Here is a 17,600-nt window from a genome sequence, read left to right as displayed (position 1 = left end):
GAATCTTGATTTTTGAGACGGGTGCGTTCCCGGGACACCAGGGCGCGCCGGCTGCACCGAGCTTCTATCGCCCCCCCAAGGCGCCCGCGGATGGGCACCGACCGGGTGAGGAAGGAAGAGGCGGGGCGGCACGAGCGCCAGGGGCCCTCGGAGCGCTCGATTGGGAAGTGAGTCCCCGCCTGGCAGGGTGCCGGAGAATGCGGGGCGACATGAACTCGGAGGAGCAGGTCGTGGTCCCCTCAACCCCCACCCGCGCGGACACAGCCGGCTCCCGGACACCCGGGCCGTCCTCCGTCCACGCGCGCGGAGGAGCCGGGCCCGCCTCTCCCCTCGCAGCGCGCTCGGAAGCGGGAGACGCCGTCGCCTCCCGTCCGCCGGAGCTCACGCATCCGCGCGCGCGCCCAGGACTGGTCAATGAGCAGCATCCTCGTCATCAACGCGGCGGGCCGGGAGACCCGCGTGGCCCTCGTCGAGAGCGGTCACATCGCGGAGTTCTACCTCGAGCGTAAGAAGGACAAGGGAATCGTCGGTAACATCTACAAGGGCCGTGTCGTCCGGGTACTCCCGGGCATGCAGGCGGCCTTCGTGGACATCGGACTCGAGAAGGCGGCCTTCCTCTACGTCAGTGACGTCGTCTACGACCCGGACTTCGCGCGCGCCCAGTTCGAGCTGACCGAGGGCGAGCACGACGAGGACGCTCCGGACGTGCCGGAGGAGTCCGAGGCCGTGGCCGCCGAGGCCGCTCACGAGGCCGGCGCCGAAGTGGAAGCCGAGGTGCACGAGCATGCCGCCAAGGGTGGTGGCGAGATGCCCGACCCCGTGGCGGCCCCTCCCGAGGTACGCGCCGAGCAGCCCGCGGAGCGTGCCGAGGAGCCGGAGCGTCACGCCGAGCCGCAGCCCGCGCCCCGCGTCGAGGAGCCCGCGTCCCATACCGAGGCGCCGCAGCCCCCCGCCGAGCAGCCCGCCCCCATCGCCGCCACGGCGACCGGGTCGGCCGAGCCCGTGTCCGTCGGGGCCCCGCCCGAGCCGGTGAGCCTGTCCGCGGTCACGACGGCTCCGGTGGAGTCCGCGCCCGTGAGCGTGGCGGCCCAGGCGGCCCCCGAGACCCCCTCTGGTCTGCCCACCACCGACGGCTCGGTGGCCCTGGCGCTGCCGCCCGAGCCGGCCCTCGTCACCGAGAACGAGCCGGGTGCCGTGGCCGCCCCCGCTCCGGCGCAGGCCGCTCCGCAGCAGCGTTCCGAGACGGCCGGTGAGCGCCGCGCCCCTCGCGAGAACCGCGAGGCCGCCCGTGAGGCCCGCGAGGCCCGCCGCGAGCAGAAGGACAAGGACCGCGAGCGCGAGAAGGATCGGGAGAAGGACAAGGGCCGCAAGCAGCGCGAGGAGCAGCAGCGCAAGCGCGACGAGGAGAAGTCCAAGCCGCGCAAGACGGCGAAGATCGAGGAGTTGCTGAAGGTGGGCCAGGAGGTCGTGGTCCAGATCTCCAAGGATCCCATCGGCACCAAGGGCGCGCGCCTCACCTCGCACATCTCCATCCCGGGCCGCCACCTGGTGTTCATGCCCACGGTGGACCACGTGGGCATCAGCCGCCGCATCTCCAACGAGAAGGAGCGCAAGCGCCTGCGGGAGATCGTCGACCGGCTGCGCCCACCCGGGACGGGCTTCATCGTGCGCACGGTGGCGGAGAACGTGCCGCAGGAGAAGCTCGAGAGCGACATCCGCTTCCTCATCGAGGTGTGGAACCAGGTGGTGCGCCGCAACGAGAAGCGCGGCGGCGGCGGCCTGCTGCACCCGGACCTGGACCTCATCCTGCGCGCCACGCGCGACCTCTTCGCCCACGACGTGGAGAAGCTCGTCGTCGATGACCGCGAGGAGTACGAGCGCATCCTGGGCTTCGTGAACGCGCAGGACCCGGCGCTCAAGGACCGGGTGGTGCTGCACGAGTCGGAAGAGCCCATCTTCGACGCCTACGGGATCGAGCACGAGCTGCAGCGCGCCACGCAGCGCAAGGTGTGGCTCAAGAGCGGCGGCTACCTCATCATCGACCAGGCCGAGGCGCTCACCGCCATCGACGTCAACTCGGGCCGCTACGTCGGCAAGAAGAGCCTCGAGGAGACGATCACCAAGATCAACGTCGAGGCGGCCAAGGAGATCGTCTACCAGCTGCGGCTGCGCAACATCGGCGGCATCATCATCTGCGACTTCATCGACATGGAGAAGCCGCAGAACCGGGACAAGGTCTTCAAGTCGCTGCAGGAGGCGCTGGGCCGGGACAAGGCGAAGACGAACGTGCTGCGCATCTCCGAGCTGGGCCTGGTGGAGATGACGCGCAAGCGCGTGCGCGAGTCCATCGGCCGGGTGCTGCACGAGGACTGCCCGTACTGCGACGGCAAGGGCTTCGTGAAGACGGCGACCACGGTGGCCTACGAAATCTTCGGGGAGATCCGCCGCGAGGCGCCGGGCTACAAGGACCCCACGCTGGTCATCAACTGCAACGCCGAGGTGGCGCGGCTGCTCCAGGGCGAGGAGCGGCAGGAGCTGCGGCACCTGATGGACCGCTACAACAAGTCCATCCAGGTGAAGGCGCAGCAGAACTACCACCGCGAGCAGTACGACATCTACGGCCGCAGCGCGCAGGGAGGGGACCACAAGGTGGCCTCGTCACCGGGCTCGGGAGATGGCGAGCTGTCGATGCAGCGCCGGCCCGAGAGTGGCGGTGGCGAGCGTGGCTTCCGCGAGGGCGGTGGTGGCCGCGACCGTGACCGTGAGCGTGGCGACCGGGGTGGCGGCAACCGCGACCGTGACCGCGACCGGGGTGGCGGCAACCGCGACCGTGACCGCGACCGGGGTGGCGGCAACCGCGACCGTGACCGCGACCGGGGTGGCGGCAACCGCGACCGTGACCGCAACCGGGGCGAGCAGCAGCGTCGGTCCGAGCAGCGGGAGGGACGCGGGGGGCAGCAGACCCAGGCCCAGCAGTCCGGCGGAGAGCAGCCGGCCGCGGCCAGCACGCCCTCGACGCCGTCCGGAAACGGGAACGGCAACGGGTCGGGCAGTAACACCTGAGATCCCACTCTCCCCTCTCCCTCCGGGAGAGGGACGGGGTGAGGGTACCGGACCCAACTGATTGGATCTCGAGCACCCTCCCCCCCTGCCGTGCCGTCCCGGCATTGGCTACCCTGACGCCACCGGATGCGGTCCTTCTCCCCACTCTCCGTGCAGCGACTGCGCGCCAGCGCGTTCCAGTGGGCCCGCCGCACCTGGGAGCCCGTGGCGAGGACCCGCACGGGGCGCTTCGCCCTGGACACGCTGCTGGCGGTGCGCTCCCTGGCGCGGGGCTTCCTGGGCGAGAACATCCGCCTGCGCGCGGCGGCGCTCACCTACATCAGCGTCTTCTCCCTGGTGCCGCTGCTGACGGTGGTGGTGGCACTGATGGGGGCCTACCACCAGCAGGCCGTCCAGCAGCGCCTCCGGGAGATCATCTTCGCGGTGCTGGCCCCCGGAGTGCGCGAGGAGTCAGCGGCCTTTCTCCAGCGCTTCCTGCAACCGGGTCACACGACGGCCATCGGGAGCGCGGGATTCCTCGGACTGCTCTTCTCGGCGGGCTCGCTGCTGCACAACATCGACGAGTCGCTGAATGAAATCTGGGGCGTGAAGAACAACCGCCCGTGGCTGCTGCGCGCGCTCATCTACGCGGGGCTGCTGCTGCTGGGGCCGCTGCTGCTGGCCATCTCGTTCGCGGGAACGGGCGAGGTGCGCTCCTTCCTGCAGGAGACCCATGCTCCGGTCTTCCTGCGCCTCTCCGAACAGCTCTTCGGGCCCCTGTCGCCCCTCACGGGAGTCATCGGGCTCACCGTGCTCTACTACGTGACGCCCAACACCCACCTGCGCTTCCGGTCGGCGCTTGCGGGCGGGCTGGTGGCGGGCCTGGCCTGGTGGGTGGCGCGGCATGTGTACACGGGGGCGGCCGCGTACAGCTTCCGCCACAACCCGCTCTACGCCTCGCTGGGTGCCCTGCCCATGTTCCTCGCGTGGCTGTACGTGGACTGGCTCCTCATCCTCACCGGCGGACGCGTCTCGTACGCGGTGGAGCACGCCACCTACCGGGACTCGCTGTGGGCCTTTGGCACCCATCCCCGGGCCCGGGAGCTGGTGGCCGCCCGGGTGGCCCAGGAAGCCACGCTGGTGTGGTTCGACGGAGGAACACCGCCCCTGCCCCGGGACCTGGCCCTCCGCCTCCGGGTCGCCGAGTCCCTCGTCCACGAGGTGGTGGACGACATGGAGCGGGCGGGACTCCTCGAGCGTCAGCGGAAGGGAGGCATCCTGCCGGCCCGACCCCCGGCGGAGCTCACCCTGGCCGACCTGACGCTCGCCGTCCACGGCGTCTACAACCCCGTCGAGCCCCAGGCCTGGAACACCCCGCGCGCTCCGGGCTTCGAGCCCCTGGAGGCCTTCTTCGGAGAGTCGGACAGGGCCGGCCTGGACGTGCTGCGCCGGACCCGGTGGCTGGACCTGGCCATCCTGGTGCGCCCCGGGCTCGCGGAGGTGGCGACGGCCGCCCCCCCGGAGCAGGCCGTGGCGGCGACGGGAAGCGGAAATCCGTAACGTTTCTGGGAGGTTGGCGGGCCTCGTGGCTTGCACGCGGGATTCGTTCTGTTATCTTTCCGGGATTCGACCACGGGCCATGCGCCCTGTTTCCGAGGGGTTACGCGGTTTGCGGGAGCATGCGATGCTGAAGTCCGATCTGATCAACGTCCTCGTCTCCAAGAAGGGGATGACCCAGAAGCAGGCCGAGGCGACGGTCGAGACTATCTTCGAGTCCATGAAGGAAGCCCTCTGCCGCGGAGAGAACATCGAGATCCGCGGGCTGGGCGCCTTCCACGTGAAGAACTACCAGGGCTACCAGGGCCGTAACCCCAAAACGGGGCAGATCATCCCCGTGAAGCCCAAGCGCGGCCTGCTCTTCCGCACGGGCAAGGAGCTGCGCGACCGGGTCAACCGCCCGGCCCCGCAGACCCCGCAGTCCGACATCTCGTTCGACCCCAAGAGCGGCAGCGGCACCAGCTACTAGCCTCCGCTCAGCGCCCCAGGGCGGCGGGTGACAGCCGTCCCAGCGGGCGAATCTGCAGGTTCATGTCCAGCTCGCCGTAGGTGAGCACCGCGATGTCCGGGAAGGCGCCCTCGCACAGCTTGCGCAGGGTGCGCCGGACATCCGGCGCGGTGAGCAGCACGGTCTGCCCGCCCGAGGCGATGCGCTTCACCCCCTCCAGAATCTCCGCCACCCGCTCCGGCGAGGGTGCCGGTCCGCGCGGTCCGGCAGCCCGCAGGGTCTCCTCGATCTCCGGATCCACGAGGTAGGCGAAGAGCGGCCCTGACGGGGCGAACTTGTGGCTGAGGTAGCGGTACAGCGCCTGGCGGCAGCGCTCGGCCAGGGCCGTGGCATCCCCCTCGGTGGTGGGAGCCACCAGCGCCTCGAGAATGGCGCGCATGTTCCGGATGCTCACCTGCTCCTCCACCAGCTTGCGCAGCACCTCGGTGAGCAGCGGCAGCGGGACCTTCTGGAGCGCCTCCTTCACCAGCGTGGGAGCCTGCGCCTCGAGCCCATCCAGCAGCCCCTGCACCTCCTGGATGCCCAGGAGCCCCGCCGCGCGGCCACGGACGATGCTCCGCAGGTGCTCGGCGATGAGCTCCCCGGCGCTCCGAACCGGAACCTGCGCCATCTCCAGACGCGCGCGCCCGTCCGCCGGCACACGACTGATGGGCTTGCCGGAGGAAGGGTCCACCGCGGGCTCCGCCTTCAGCTCCAGGAAGGCCAGTTCCTCCGGCTGCGCCACCGCGTAGAGCGATCCAGGGACGACCTGTCCCATTCCGGCGGGCACCTCATCCACCAGGATGCGGTAGGTCCCCGCGGGGAGATACGCGGCCTCGGTCCGCACCCGGATGCCCGGCACTCGCACGCCGAGCTCGTAGAAGACCTCGTCTCGCACCCGATTGAGCACCTGGTGCACGAACGCACCGCCCTGCTCCTGCGCCATCGGGGTGAGGTCCGGCGCGAGATCCACCGTCAACGGAGCCACCCCCACCGGCGCCACCGCGCTCTCCGGAGGCGCACCCGCTCCCCCCTGGGCCGCCGCACCTGCCTCGGGCTTGCCCTCGACACGGGCCGCGGCGGCTTCCTCCTCCGTCACGGCGGCCTTCATGCTCTTGAGGGCATGCGCGAGGCCTCCCAGGGCCGCTCCCAGCCCGAGGAACGTCAGGTGCGGCATGCCCGGCATCGCGGCGAGCGCCACGCAGAGCGCGGCCACCACCCAGAGCGCCTTGGCCTCGCCAAAGAGCTGCGAGCCGATCTCCGAGCCGAGCGAGTCCTCCTCCTTCTCCGAGGCCACGCGCGTGACGACGAGGCCCGCCGCCACCGCGATGCACAGCGAGGGAATCTGCGACACCAGTCCATCACCGATGGCGATGAGTGCGTAGGTGGAGGCCGCCTCGGCCAGCGTCATCCCATTCTGCAGGATGCCGATGCAGATGCCACCCAAGAGGTTCACCGCGACGATGACCAGGCCCGCGATGACGTCTCCCTTCACGAACTTCATCGCGCCATCCATGGCGCCGAACATCTGGGACTCGCGCTCCAGGTCGCGCCGCCGCCGACGGGCCTGCGCTTGATCGATGGCCCCCGCGCGCAGGTCCGCGTCGATGGACATCTGCTTGCCCGGCATCGCGTCCAGGGTGAAGCGCGCGGAGACCTCCGCCACGCGCTCGGCCCCCTTGGCCACCACGAGGAACTGCACCAGCGTGAGGATGGCGAAGATGACCGCGCCGACGACGTAGTCCCCCCGCACCACGAACTCACCGAAGGCCTGGATGATCTCTCCCGCGTGTCCCTCCGCGAGCGCCAGCCGCGTGGACGACACGTTGAGCGCGAGCCGGAACAACGTGGTGAACAGCAGCAGCGTCGGGAAGGACGTCACCTTCAGCGCGTCCCGGGCATAGAGCGCCGCCACCAGCAACGCCACCGCCGCCGCCAGGTTGATGGCCAGCCCCATGTCCAGCAGCCAGGGCGGCAACGGGATGATGAGCGCACCCAACACCGCGGCCATCGCCACGGCCAGTACCACGTCCGAGGACTTGCGAGCCCTCATGAGAAGCTTCACCAACTGGTTCATGACGTCTGCCTCCGTGGACGGTCGTCCACGTCCTGCGACTCCTGCGCCACCCGGAGGACCGCCGCGGCGGCCTGGTACAGTTCCTCGGGGAGTTCCTCCCCGATGTCGTAGTGGATGAGGCTGCGGGCCAGCGGCACGTCCCGAACCACCGGGATTCCGAGCCGTTCGGCCTCGCGCCTCAGCCTGAAAGCGTCCTGCTCGCGCCCCTTGGCGACGAGATAGGGCGCCTCACACTCCTCCGTGGCGTAGCGAAGCGCGACTGCGATGTGCGTAGGGTTGACGACCACGACGCTGGCCTTTTGCACCCCGCGTGCCGCGCCTCCCGCGGCCAACTGACGGTGCAACGCCTTGCGCTGGTTCTTGTGGTGCGGGTCGCCCTCGCTCTCCTTGTGCTCCCGCTTCACCTCCTCGCGCGTCATCATCAGGTCCTTCACGTGACGCCGCCGCGCGAGCGCGTAGTCCCCCACGCCCAGCACCACGAGGATGCACGCGAGCCGGATGACGAGCGGCCCGAGCAGGCCCAGGGCGATCTCCAGCCCCCGCGTTCCCTCCAGCCAGGCCGTGCGGAGCACGTCCGGTCCCGCATCCACGGCCGCGCTCCAGACGAGCCACACCACCACCGCCGCCACGAGCAGGGCCTTGCCCACCTCGATGAAGGGTTTCACGCTGAAGAGCTTCTTCAAGCCCTCCGCTGGATTGATGCGCTCGAGCTTCGGCATCACGTGCTCCGCGTTCAGCTCGAAGCCCACCGTGGCCACGGACACCCCGAGAGACGCCATCAGCGCCCCGCCGAGCACGGGCCCAGACAGGAGCACCATCACCCAACCCGCCTCCTGCCACGCCCCCGAGGGCTCCTGGTGCAGCATCAGCCGGGCCGTCCACTCCTTCAGCCGCGCGAACCCCATGGGCGCCGACATGCTCAGGCCGAGCAGCCCTCCGAAGGTCACCACACTGGAGGACAGGAGCCGACTGCGCGGAATCTGTCCCTTGCGGCGTGCATCGCGCAGACGCTTCGCCGAGGGTTGTTCCGTCTTCTCGCTCACCGCGCCACCTCCCCGAGCCAGAGCAGCGCGGCGTCCACCGAGAGAAAGCTCGCCAGCAAGCGCTCACAGAGGATGCCCAGTCCGAGCCACAGCAACGCCCCTCCCGCGAGGATGCGCAGCGGCGCGCCCACGTCCTGGAGATTCACCTGGGGCGCGGCGCGCGACACCATTCCCAGCAGGCAGTCCACCGCCATCACCGCCGCGGCGATGGGAGCTCCCACCGCGAGCCCCGTGGCCATCGCCCCCCCAGCCAGCCCCACCACGTGCATCACCGCCGCCTCGGTGGGCACGTACGTACCAAGCCGCACCCACCCGAAGCCCCGCACCAGCCCCGAGACGACGACGGGCATGAATCCCCCCGTCACCACCAGTCCGACGAGGAGCTGGTAGAGCGCATCTCCCGTGGCCGACTCGCGCGTCCCCGCCACCGGCAGGCTCGCCTCCGCCGACGTGCCCCGGAAGAGGTCGATGAAGCGCCCGCCCATCCGCGCCGCGTCGAAGGGCAGCGCCGCCACCAGACCCACGGACGTGCCGTAGGTGAGCTCCTTCATCGCCAGGGCGGCCAGTTGCAGCGGCGTCTCCACTGGCGCGGGCAGGGCCACTCCCGCCACATGGTGCAGGAAGAGCGCGAGGCTCAGCACCAAGGCGAGCTTCACCGTCGTCGGAGCCGCCTGTCCTCCCAACAGCGGACACAGGAAGGCCACCGGCAGCAGACGCGCGGAGCACAAGGCCACCGCGACCACGCTCGGGCCCAGCAGGTCCAGCCGGGCGTGAAGGAGCTCGAGGTTCATCCGCCCACCTCCGCGATGACCCGCAGCACCTGCTGCGCGAAGAGGGTGAGCTGGCCGGCAATCCATGGCCCGGCCACCACCAGCGCCAGCACCGCCGCGCACAGCTTGGGCACCACCGTGAGGGTGCTCTCCTGCAACTGCGTGGTGGCCTGGAAGAGACTCATCAGGAAACCGACCACCAGGCTGGCCCCGACGGGCGGCAGCGAGGCGAGGACCATCAAGAGCAGCGCCTCGCGGCCCAGCGAGAGCAGAACGTCCTGGGTCATGGCATCACCGGTAACCGAGGATGAGGCCGCGCGCGAGCAGCGACCATCCATCCACGGCGACGAAGAGGAGGATCTTGAAGGGCAGGCTCACTTGGCTCGGTGACAGCGACTGCATCCCGAGCGCGAGCAGGACATTGGCCACGACCATGTCCAGCACCAGGAACGGGAGGAAGACGAGGAAGCCGATCTGGAAGGCCTCCTTCAGCTCGGTGATGACGAAAGCCGGGATGACCACGAAGAGGTCCTCTTCGTGGACCTGGTCGGCCTCCTCTGGCGGCCGCAGCTCGCGCGCCAGGTCCAGGAAGCGCGCCCGCTCCTCCGCGCTGCCATGCTTCACCAGGAAAGTGCGCAGCGGCTCGGTCACCTTGCCCGCGGCGCTGATCATCTGCGCACCGGTGCCGACGTCCTGGTAGACGGCCTGCCCCACGTCGTACATGCGCTCCATCACCGGCGCCATGATGTGACCCGTCAGCACCGCGGCGAGCCCCGTGAGGACGATGGTCGGCGGCGCCTGCTGCGTTCCCATCGCCGAGCGCGCCAGCGACAGCACCACGGCGATCTTCGAGAAGCTGGTCAGCATCAGCACCGCGAAGGGCAGCAGCGACATCAACGCCAGCATCCCCATCATCGACACCGGGCTGCCGGCGAAGGACATCCGCGAGAGCGACGGCTCCGCCGCCAGGGCCAGCCCGGGAGCGAGGACTCCCACCACGAGCAACGTGCGGCTCATGACAGGGTCTCCTTCTCCCGAATGAGAGCCACCGCGCTCCGGCGCGACCGGGCCTTCACGCGCACGGGAGCACGCGTGCGGCGGATCTCCGCGAAGGAGTCCCCGTAGGCCACGAGGTAGCGGCACCCCTCCACCTCCACCAGCGCCAGTCCACAGCGCTGGGACAACCCCGTCCGGGACACCACCCGCATGGGCTCGGAGAGCGCGAAGCGGGACTCGGTCCGGCCACGGTGCAGGAGCCACCAGCCAAGCCCCACCAGGGCCATGGCCCCCAGCAGCCCCCGGGCCACCGAGGTCGCCGACATCCCTCCCAACGGGGCGAGCGCCGCCAGACCCAGGAGAAGCCCGGCCGCCAGGAGCATCTTGGTCCGCGGAGACGCGGAGTCGAACAGGGTCTTCATGGGAGCACTCACGGCATGAGGGTGAGGATGCGCGCCCCCACCTCTCCATCGATGTCCACCAGCTCCGCCCTCGCCACCACCCGGTCCCCCACTCGCAGCAGCACCGGCTCGCTCGCGTTGATGCGCAGCGGCAACAGCGCGCCCGGCTTGAGCCCCGCCAGCTCGGAGATCGGCAACAGCAGCCGCGTCAGCTCGATCTCCACATCCACCGGCAGCGGGGGCATTCCCTCGCTCCGCTCGTTCACGTCCGCCATGTCCGACTCCTGGAGTAGTGCGCGCCCATGCGCGCGATTCAGTGAGAAACCCTCGGGGGTGAAGTCCCCCATCAGCTCGAAGCCGCGCAGGACCAGCCGCCCGGGACCCAGCAGGTGCGTGCCCGCCTGGCGCAGTCCCTCGAGAAGGACGACGTCCCCCTGTCCAAGCGACTCCAGCGCCTCGCGCGGCAGCGACGTACGGCCCACGAGACAGCGCGCGCCCAGACGGGCCGCTCGCACCTCGGGCGCGAGCTCCGCGTCACGCTCCATCGGCAGTTCCTTCAACGCGCCCTCGAGCACCACCGCGGGGAGCACCAGCCGCCCTCCCGCGGTCGTCCGACCCACCGTCACCGTCAGCTCCACTCCCAGGTGGCGCTGCCGGGCATCGAGGCGCGCCAGCGCCTCCGTGCGATTCATCGTCACCCCCGTGAGGCGCGGACCGAACCGCCGCTGCAGCTCCCGCTGCTCACGCAACGCGCACAGCGCCGACAACCCCAGGAAGGCGAAGGACGCCTCCTCCAGACGCGTCAGGCCCGTGATGGGCCCGGAACTCGTCTCCGCCCCCGCCAGGCGCTCCAGCGCCGCGAAGAGCACCGGCGGCTCCAGCTCCAGCACCGCCGTTCCTCCCGTGGCCGACAGGTCCACCAGGGCGAAGGCCGCCGTGTGCGCCAACCCCGTCGCTGGCGTCACCACCGCCTCCAACAACCGCGCCTCGACCCGGACGGGACAGCCCAGCTCCTGGCCAAGCGACTCGCACACCCCCTCGAGCGCCTTCCTCGCCAGCCGGACCGCCTCGGGCCGCTCGTTCAACGTCACGTGGGCGCGGGACAGCCGGCGCGTACCGAGCCGGCGCAGCCGCATCGGCTTCAACGTCGTGGACTGGGTGCCCTCTCCAACAAGATTCCGCATGGTTCGCTCCGTGCTTCGGACGAGCCCCTCCTGTTCACGGCCGATGCCAGCGGCCGCGCACGTGAAATCGAGGGGTTGGATGTCAAGGGGCGTCCCGGGTCGGGACGGCGGGTCTCAACGCGTGGCTTCGCGGATCAACCGCTCGGCCAGCGCACACACCGCCGGGGTGGCCGCCGCGCCGGGCGGTTCCACCTCGCGCTCCGGAAAGAGGCTGCGGTGATAGGGCGGCAACCTCCGGAAGATCTCCCGCCGCAGCACTTCTGGCGCTTCCTCCATCAGCGCCCTCAGCCGCGCCGCGGCATCGGGCCGAACACCGAACTCCACCGCCACCCGCGCCTGCCTCCTCGCGGAGGAGAGCGCGGCGAACCCGGCCAAATAGACCTTCGCCCGTGACGCCTCGGGCTCCGTCAAGCCCTCCAGCAGCACCGCCGCCCGCTCCCGCCCGAACACCAGGGCCACCAGGGCAATCCGCTCCAGGGGCAATGAGACCGGAGGTGGGGTCCTCACGGGTTCCGAACCCGGCGGCCTCTTCGGATGTCCGGGCGGTGGCTTCACGGGAGCCCGGACCACCACCGTCCGCTGGTCTCCCGGCGCCTTCGCACCGGGCCGAGGGCTCCGGGTGATACGCGTCGCCTCCATGGCTCATCCTCCAGCGGGCTCACGCCACCTTGCGAGCGGGCCCGGGCGCCACGACGGGACGCGCGGGTGCCGGCGGCGCGGCGGGCTTCGCTTCCGCCCTGGCCCGGTAGTGCCGCAGACGCAGCGTCATCAGGCTCAGCCCCACGGACAGCCCCGTGACCAACACGGACAGCGCCGCCAGGAGCATCCGCATCCTCATCAGCGGAGAGCCACTCGGCGTGGGCGCCACCACCCGCGTGGACACCTCGTCCACCATGAGCGACACCGACTCGGGGGCGAGCCCCTCCACCCCTCCGGCGATGAGCGCCCGCAGCAGCTCCCGCGAGCCCTTCACCTGGTCCGCGTAGCCGGGTGCCACGCGCAGCATGGCCGAGGCCTTCGCGGGCACCGGCTGCTGCCCGGGCCTCGGCGGCGGAGGCACCACCAGGTGCACGCGCGCGAGGATCACCCCCTCCACCGTCTGCAGCGTCTTCTCCATGTCCCGCTCCATCACCCGCACCCGGCAGAGCTGCTCCTCCACCGGAGAGCGCACCAGCCCCGCTCCGCCGAAGACGTCACAGCCCTCCTCCGCCGCGGGCCTCGGCAACCCCAGCTCCGCGAGGATCCGCACCGCGTCCGAGGACTGCTCCTCGGCCACCTCGATGGCCCACGTGGGCTTCTTGCCCGCCTCGGGCACCTTGCGCGCGTCGAGCCCCCGCTCGACGAGCACCGTCTGCAACTCGTTGGCCTGGCGCTCGTCCAGGCCGTGCTGGATGCGCTCCCCGCACCCGGTGGCGCACAGGAGCAGGACGAAAAGACAGCGTCGGATGAACATGGTGAGCTCCTCACACCTGGGTCTGCAGCACCTGCTTGACGCCGCCGGTCGCCTTCTCGACGACCTTGCCGGCGAGATCGAGCTCCTGGCTCGCCCGGTACACGTGGGCCTGGAGCGCCAGCAGCTCGGTCGGCGAGAACGACCTGCCCGACTCGGCCAGCGCCAGGATGTGGTCCAACCGCTTCTGCGCCTCGCCCACCCGGTCCAGCACCTGCACCGCCTGCTGCGCACGCGCCGACTGCACCGAGTCCACCCGGCCGCCGGCCTGGACCTCCGAGGTCCCCGCCGTCGCCCGCCCCACGCCCTCCACCTTGCATGTCCCGCGCGTTGCCTCGGCCTTGTCCGCCGGAGCCAGTTGCGGAGCCCCCTCGCTGGCGACCCGGGGCCCGGGCTGCTTCCCCGGGCCCTTCACTCCCTCCAGCACCTCGCCGAACCGCGCCTTCCCCGAGGGCTCCAGCGCGGGCGTCGCTCCCGCCCCGCCAATCGCCCCCACCTTGTCGATGGCCATGGCGCGCCCCTAGCGGATGTTGTTGATGGCCGCTTTCGCGGTGTCGTGGCGGACCTTCATGATGTTGGAGATGGCGTTGTGCGCACGGCTCTCCTTCTGCATGTCGTTCTGCAGGTCCATGTAGGCCAGGTTCATCTTCATCCCCTCGGCCTGCATCTCCTTCTGGGCCGCGAGCAGGTCCCACTGCTCTCCCTGCCCCGAGGTGCCCACCGTGCCCGTCGCGCTGCCCGCCCCACCCGCGCCCCCGGGCAGCGGCATCGCCGAGGCACCCCGGGCCGTCGCCGCCGTCGACACCACCCTGCTGATGCTCGACACCGCCGCGCTCACCGCCGGGCCCCCGGGCACCAGCGACGCCACCACTCCGGCGCCCGTCCGCACCACCTCCTGCGCCGTGCGCGCGAACACCGTGCCGAAGTCGTTCTGCGGCGTCTGCCGCCCCACCGTCGGGGTGATGGACAGCGAGCCAATTCGATTGCCGTTCTCCATGTGAAGCCTCCTGCGCTTGGGTTGCGCCAGGGGCTTTTCAGCCGGCATGCCAACCGCCGGGCGGAATCATCTCGGGCACTTGGCGTCAGCCCCCCTCCCCCGACACTCCACGCGGCGGAGTGCGCATCCACGCGCGTGGACGGTCGGGTGGATGGCTCCGGACCCGGACGAAAAGTTGCGACCCCCGGGGGCTGCTCCACACTCGTAGTCCCCTGTCGCACCCCGAGGAGCTCCCTCATGACGCCATCCACCACCCCCGCCAAACCCCCCGCGCGCTACCACCCGCGCGTGGAGGCCAACTGGATGGTCAAGGTGCACCTCGGCGAGCGCATCGTGCTCGTCAAGGCGCGTGACCTGTCCATGGCCGGCCTGTTCCTGCATGGCCACCCCCCGGACACCACCCGGCGGCTCACCCTCACGCTGCCGCTGCCCGGAATCGGGGACGTGCCCGCCACGTGCACCATCGTCCGCCGCGAGGCGCAGGGCGTGGCGCTCGAGTTCGAGGACATGGACTGGGATCACTTCCTGCTGCTGGCGCGCTACCTCCACCCGCGCCTGCCCTGAGCCGGGCTCCACGGGGCCTCGCCCCGGTGCCTCACCTCAGGCCGTCTTGCGCAGCCGCTCCACCAGCGCCATCAGCTCCGCGCCCTTGAAGGGCTTCTGGATGTAGCCGTCCGCTCCCGCCAGCGTGGCGCTCTCCATGTCCGACTTCTTGGACTTGGCGGTGAGCATGTAGACGGGCACCTTCGACGTCGTCGGATCGCTCTTGAGCATCCGGCACACCGAGATGCCGTCCAGCTGCGGCAGCACCACGTCCATCAGCACCAGCTGGAAGGGACGGCTCTTGGCCAGCTTCAGGCCCTCGACGCCATTGGCCGCACACACCACTTCCACGGCCCCGTCGCTCAGCATGGAACGCACGAGCTCCCGGATGACGGGCTCGTCCTCGACCAGGAGGATGTGGAAGGGTTTCTGCGGGTTGGCGACCATGGGACTCACTCGTATGCGAGCGCCTCTACCACATTCAGGGTGGCGGCACGGCGCGCAGGATACAGCCCGGCCAGGATGGCGCACAGGGAGGAAGCGATCCCCATCGTCACGGCCAGGCGGACAGGAAAAATGTACGGAAAGCTCCATCCGGTGGCCTGATTGCCAATCACCTGGGTGATGAGGACGCCCATCCAGAGGCCCGCCAGCGCTCCGATGAGTCCACCTGACAGGCCGATGAAGGCAGCCTCTCCCACGAAGAGTCGGACGATGTGGGACCGGGCCGCGCCCACCGCCCTCAGCAGGCCGATCTCCCGGGTCCGGTCCAGCACCGCCGCCAGCAGCGTGTTCACCACCCCCAGCAGCGCCAGCAGCACCGCCACCGCCTCCATGGCGTAGGAGATGGCGAAGGCATCGTCGATCAGCGCGGTGGCCTCCTCGCGCAGGTCGGCGTTGCTCAACACGTAGAGCTGGTGGCGCTCCCCCCACCGTTCGGTGATGGTGCGGCGCAGCTCGTCCAGCCGCGAGGGGTCCGCCAGGTACAGCTCGAAGGTGTCCACCCGGTCGTCCTGGAAGTGCGCTTGGTACACCTCGCGGGACAGGAAGACGACGCCCTGGTCCGAGGTGTAGTCCACGGCCACGGCCCCCACCGTGTACGTGCGCGCGCCGGTGGGCGTGGACATCTCGAAGGTGTTCCCCACGTGCAGATCGCGTCGGCGCGAGAGGTTCTCCGAGATGATGACCCGCCCGGCCAGCCGCTCCTCGCGCGTGGGCAGGCGGCCCTCCAGCAGCTCGGGCCGCCCGTACCGCTCGTAGATTTCGGGGATGAGGGAGATGACGTAGGCGCGCAGGCCGAGCACGTCATGGGGTAGCACGCGGACGAGGTCCACCTGGGCCACGCCGGGCAGTGCCGCGAGCGGCTCCGCCAGGTCCGGCGCCATGGGCTGGTTGCGGCTGCCAGCGGTGCGGGCCGCGGAGGTGAGGAAGAGATCCGCCGGCACCGACTGCTCCAGCCACCGGTGCGAGGAGGCCTGGAACGAGCCCACGAAGCCGGAGAGGCACACGGACATGGCCACGCCGATGGCCAGCGCGGACACCGGCACCGCCGTGCGGCCGGGTGCGCGCGCGAAGTTGTCCGCCGCCAGCCGGCCGCTCACGCCCAGCAACGCCTCGCCCGGGCGCTGGTACACGCGCCACAGCACGCGCAGCACCAACGGGGCCAGCAGCGTGGTCCCCATCAGCACGAGGAAGACCGAGAGGTAGCCCCCCACGGGCAGGTTCTCCAGGGGCGGCGGCAGCAGAGAGACCGGGTAGACGAGCAGCAGGCACCCCACCCCGAGCACCGTGGTAAGGGAGCGCGCCCCGCCCACCTCCGCGCCCTGGGCGGCATCCCGGCGCAGTGCCTCCACCGGCACCACGCTCGACGCCACCACCGCCGGGCGCAGCGCCGCGAAGCCACTGCCCAGCACCCCGAGCGCCACGCCCAGCCCCAGCTCCAGCGGGCCCACCGTCACGTCCCTCGCGTTCACCTGCACGTAGAGGCTCGAGATGGCGCTGGACACCCAGCCGATGGCGATCCGTCCCACGAGCACGCCCAGCGGCAATCCCAGCACCGTGCCCACCCCGCCCAGCAGCAGCGACTCCAGCGTGAAGAGCGCGCGGATGCGCAGGCGCGTGGCCCCCAGCGCGCGCAGCGTTCCAATCTCCCTGCGCCGCTGCACCACGCTGATGGCGATGGTGTTGTAGACGAGGAACACGCCCACCAGCAGCGCCACCCCGGAGCCCAGGTTCAGCCCCATCTGGAAGCTGCGCACCATGGTGGCCACCGAGCCGCCCCGGCGCGACGGGCGCTCCACCTCGAAGGCGCCGCCCAGGGCCGCTCGCAGCGCCGCCTGCACCGCGTCCACGCCCACCGCCGGGTCCACCGCCACGTCGATCCGGTCCAGCGTCCGCTCGCGCCCGAAAGCCGCCTGCGCCGACGCCACGTCCATCACCCCCACCGAGCCGCCGAAGGCCTTCACCGGCCCCGCCTCGCGGATCAGCGCGTGCACCACGAAGTCCTGCGGTCCGCTCCCGGTGATGAGCTGGAAGGAGTCCCCCACCTTCAACCCGCGCTCGCGCGCGAAGCGCTCCGAGACGAGCATCCGGTCCGTCGAGTTGAGGAACTCCAGGTCGTCCGACAGCGCGCCGAGCTCCCGGTCCACGCCCTCATAGGTGCGGAAGTGGCCGTCATCCAGCAGGTCCACGCCCATGACATAGAAGCGCTCGCCCGGAGCGCCCTTCACCGGGGCGATCGTCGTCATCGAGCCCGAGGCATGTGCCACTCCGGGCACCGCCCGCACCCGCTCCAGCACGGACTCGTCGAAGCCCACCTGCGCGCCCGCCACCGTGAGGTCCGCCTTCCCAGCGATGGCGTCCACCGTGGAGCGGAAGGCCTCCAGCACCGAGCCGTTGATGGACATCACGCCCACCATGGTGGCCACGCCCACGGCCACGCCCAGCACCGTGAGGCCGGTGCGCAACGGGGCACCCAGGATGTGTCGCAGGGAGACGAGACGAAGCAACGCGAACATGTCCCTCGCACCTTAACCGCTCCGCGCCTGCCCCGG

Annotated in this window: 17 protein-coding genes; 4 read left to right on the top strand and 13 right to left on the bottom strand. The window is 70.8% G+C overall.

Annotated features, from left to right (window positions below):
* Positions 1–414 precede the first annotated feature (414 nt).
* The 3 genes from JRI60_RS12945 (at position 415) to JRI60_RS12935 (ending at position 5,068) form a co-directional block, all read left to right on the top strand.
* On the top strand, positions 415–3,063 hold the full coding sequence (locus JRI60_RS12945; RefSeq protein ID WP_204226154.1) for an Rne/Rng family ribonuclease: 2,649 nt from the start codon (positions 415–417) through the stop codon (positions 3,061–3,063).
* 126 nt (positions 3,064–3,189) lie between these two features.
* On the top strand, positions 3,190–4,602 hold the full coding sequence (locus JRI60_RS12940) for a YhjD/YihY/BrkB family envelope integrity protein (RefSeq protein ID WP_204226153.1): 1,413 nt from the start codon (positions 3,190–3,192) through the stop codon (positions 4,600–4,602).
* A 124-nt stretch (positions 4,603–4,726) separates the two neighbouring features.
* The gene (locus JRI60_RS12935) at positions 4,727–5,068 is read left to right on the top strand and encodes an HU family DNA-binding protein (protein WP_204226152.1); all 342 of its coding nucleotides are present in this window, start codon (positions 4,727–4,729) and stop codon (positions 5,066–5,068) included.
* 7 nt (positions 5,069–5,075) lie between these two features.
* On the opposite strand, the gene sctV is transcribed toward JRI60_RS12935, so the two are convergent.
* The 11 genes from sctV to JRI60_RS12880 all read right to left on the bottom strand — a co-directional run bounded on the left by sctV (position 5,076) and on the right by JRI60_RS12880 (position 14,004).
* Positions 5,076–7,163 carry a type III secretion system export apparatus subunit SctV gene (gene sctV, locus JRI60_RS12930; RefSeq protein WP_204226151.1) on the bottom strand — a complete coding sequence of 696 codons (2,088 nt, stop codon included), beginning with the start codon at positions 7,161–7,163 and terminating at the stop codon, positions 5,076–5,078.
* Positions 7,160–8,206 carry an EscU/YscU/HrcU family type III secretion system export apparatus switch protein gene (locus JRI60_RS12925; protein WP_204226150.1) on the bottom strand — a complete coding sequence of 349 codons (1,047 nt, stop codon included), beginning with the start codon at positions 8,204–8,206 and terminating at the stop codon, positions 7,160–7,162. The genes sctV and JRI60_RS12925 overlap by 4 nt, the downstream gene beginning before the upstream one ends.
* On the bottom strand, positions 8,203–8,997 hold the full coding sequence (locus JRI60_RS12920; RefSeq protein WP_204226149.1) for an EscT/YscT/HrcT family type III secretion system export apparatus protein: 795 nt from the start codon (positions 8,995–8,997) through the stop codon (positions 8,203–8,205). The genes JRI60_RS12925 and JRI60_RS12920 overlap by 4 nt, the downstream gene beginning before the upstream one ends.
* The gene (locus tag JRI60_RS12915; protein WP_204226148.1) at positions 8,994–9,263 is read right to left on the bottom strand and encodes a flagellar biosynthetic protein FliQ; all 270 of its coding nucleotides are present in this window, start codon (positions 9,261–9,263) and stop codon (positions 8,994–8,996) included. The genes JRI60_RS12920 and JRI60_RS12915 overlap by 4 nt, the downstream gene beginning before the upstream one ends.
* A 4-nt stretch (positions 9,264–9,267) precedes the next feature.
* Positions 9,268–9,993, bottom strand: coding sequence for a type III secretion system export apparatus subunit SctR (gene sctR, locus JRI60_RS12910; protein ID WP_204226147.1), 726 nt, complete (start codon positions 9,991–9,993; stop codon positions 9,268–9,270).
* Positions 9,990–10,394 carry a flagellar biosynthetic protein FliO gene (locus JRI60_RS12905; RefSeq protein ID WP_204226146.1) on the bottom strand — a complete coding sequence of 135 codons (405 nt, stop codon included), beginning with the start codon at positions 10,392–10,394 and terminating at the stop codon, positions 9,990–9,992. The genes sctR and JRI60_RS12905 overlap by 4 nt, the downstream gene beginning before the upstream one ends.
* Positions 10,395–10,402: 8 nt before the next feature.
* Positions 10,403–11,557, bottom strand: a complete 1,155-nt coding sequence (locus tag JRI60_RS12900; protein WP_239470483.1) for a FliM/FliN family flagellar motor switch protein — start codon at positions 11,555–11,557, stop codon at positions 10,403–10,405.
* A 114-nt stretch (positions 11,558–11,671) separates the two neighbouring features.
* Entirely contained in the window at positions 11,672–12,196 is a 525-nt protein-coding gene (locus JRI60_RS12895; protein WP_204226145.1) for a hypothetical protein, read from the bottom strand.
* Between the two features lie 19 nt (positions 12,197–12,215).
* Positions 12,216–13,010 (bottom strand): flagellar M-ring protein FliF, encoded by a 795-nt coding sequence (locus JRI60_RS12890; protein ID WP_204226144.1) that lies wholly within the window; start codon positions 13,008–13,010, stop codon positions 12,216–12,218.
* Between the two features lie 10 nt (positions 13,011–13,020).
* Complete coding sequence (locus JRI60_RS12885) at positions 13,021–13,518, bottom strand: ATP-dependent helicase HrpB (RefSeq protein WP_204226143.1); 498 nt, start codon at positions 13,516–13,518, stop codon at positions 13,021–13,023.
* 9 nt (positions 13,519–13,527) lie between these two features.
* Positions 13,528–14,004, bottom strand: coding sequence for a hypothetical protein (locus JRI60_RS12880; protein WP_204226142.1), 477 nt, complete (start codon positions 14,002–14,004; stop codon positions 13,528–13,530).
* A 237-nt stretch (positions 14,005–14,241) separates the two neighbouring features.
* Between JRI60_RS12880 and JRI60_RS12875 the strand changes: the two genes are divergently transcribed.
* Entirely contained in the window at positions 14,242–14,568 is a 327-nt protein-coding gene (locus tag JRI60_RS12875; RefSeq protein WP_204226141.1) for a PilZ domain-containing protein, read from the top strand.
* Between the two features lie 36 nt (positions 14,569–14,604).
* Here JRI60_RS12875 and JRI60_RS12870 read toward each other — a convergent pair whose 3' ends face one another.
* Together JRI60_RS12870 and JRI60_RS12865 are read right to left on the bottom strand one after the other, a co-directional pair.
* Entirely contained in the window at positions 14,605–14,994 is a 390-nt protein-coding gene (locus tag JRI60_RS12870; protein ID WP_204226140.1) for a response regulator, read from the bottom strand.
* Positions 14,995–14,999: 5 nt separating this feature from the next.
* The gene (locus tag JRI60_RS12865; RefSeq protein ID WP_204226139.1) at positions 15,000–17,564 is read right to left on the bottom strand and encodes an ABC transporter permease; all 2,565 of its coding nucleotides are present in this window, start codon (positions 17,562–17,564) and stop codon (positions 15,000–15,002) included.
* Positions 17,565–17,600 lie beyond the last annotated feature (36 nt).

The organism is Archangium violaceum, from assembly GCF_016887565.1.
Classification (GTDB): domain Bacteria; phylum Myxococcota; class Myxococcia; order Myxococcales; family Myxococcaceae; genus Archangium; species Archangium violaceum_B.
This window is presented reverse-complemented; position numbering and strand designations above follow the sequence as displayed.

Coding starts and splice junctions, on each gene's coding strand:
- JRI60_RS12945 (WP_204226154.1), top strand. CDS start 415: ATGAGCAGCATCCTCGTCATCAACGCGGCGGGCCGGGAGACCCGCGTG.
- JRI60_RS12940 (WP_204226153.1), top strand. CDS start 3,190: ATGCGGTCCTTCTCCCCACTCTCCGTGCAGCGACTGCGCGCCAGCGCG.
- JRI60_RS12935 (WP_204226152.1), top strand. CDS start 4,727: ATGCTGAAGTCCGATCTGATCAACGTCCTCGTCTCCAAGAAGGGGATG.
- sctV (WP_204226151.1), bottom strand. CDS start 7,163: ATGAACCAGTTGGTGAAGCTTCTCATGAGGGCTCGCAAGTCCTCGGAC.
- JRI60_RS12920 (WP_204226149.1), bottom strand. CDS start 8,997: ATGAACCTCGAGCTCCTTCACGCCCGGCTGGACCTGCTGGGCCCGAGC.
- JRI60_RS12915 (WP_204226148.1), bottom strand. CDS start 9,263: ATGACCCAGGACGTTCTGCTCTCGCTGGGCCGCGAGGCGCTGCTCTTG.
- sctR (WP_204226147.1), bottom strand. CDS start 9,993: ATGAGCCGCACGTTGCTCGTGGTGGGAGTCCTCGCTCCCGGGCTGGCC.
- JRI60_RS12905 (WP_204226146.1), bottom strand. CDS start 10,394: ATGAAGACCCTGTTCGACTCCGCGTCTCCGCGGACCAAGATGCTCCTG.
- JRI60_RS12900 (WP_239470483.1), bottom strand. CDS start 11,557: ATGCGGAATCTTGTTGGAGAGGGCACCCAGTCCACGACGTTGAAGCCG.
- JRI60_RS12895 (WP_204226145.1), bottom strand. CDS start 12,196: ATGGAGGCGACGCGTATCACCCGGAGCCCTCGGCCCGGTGCGAAGGCG.
- JRI60_RS12890 (WP_204226144.1), bottom strand. CDS start 13,010: ATGTTCATCCGACGCTGTCTTTTCGTCCTGCTCCTGTGCGCCACCGGG.
- JRI60_RS12885 (WP_204226143.1), bottom strand. CDS start 13,518: ATGGCCATCGACAAGGTGGGGGCGATTGGCGGGGCGGGAGCGACGCCC.
- JRI60_RS12880 (WP_204226142.1), bottom strand. CDS start 14,004: ATGGAGAACGGCAATCGAATTGGCTCGCTGTCCATCACCCCGACGGTG.
- JRI60_RS12875 (WP_204226141.1), top strand. CDS start 14,242: ATGACGCCATCCACCACCCCCGCCAAACCCCCCGCGCGCTACCACCCG.
- JRI60_RS12870 (WP_204226140.1), bottom strand. CDS start 14,994: ATGGTCGCCAACCCGCAGAAACCCTTCCACATCCTCCTGGTCGAGGAC.
- JRI60_RS12865 (WP_204226139.1), bottom strand. CDS start 17,564: ATGTTCGCGTTGCTTCGTCTCGTCTCCCTGCGACACATCCTGGGTGCC.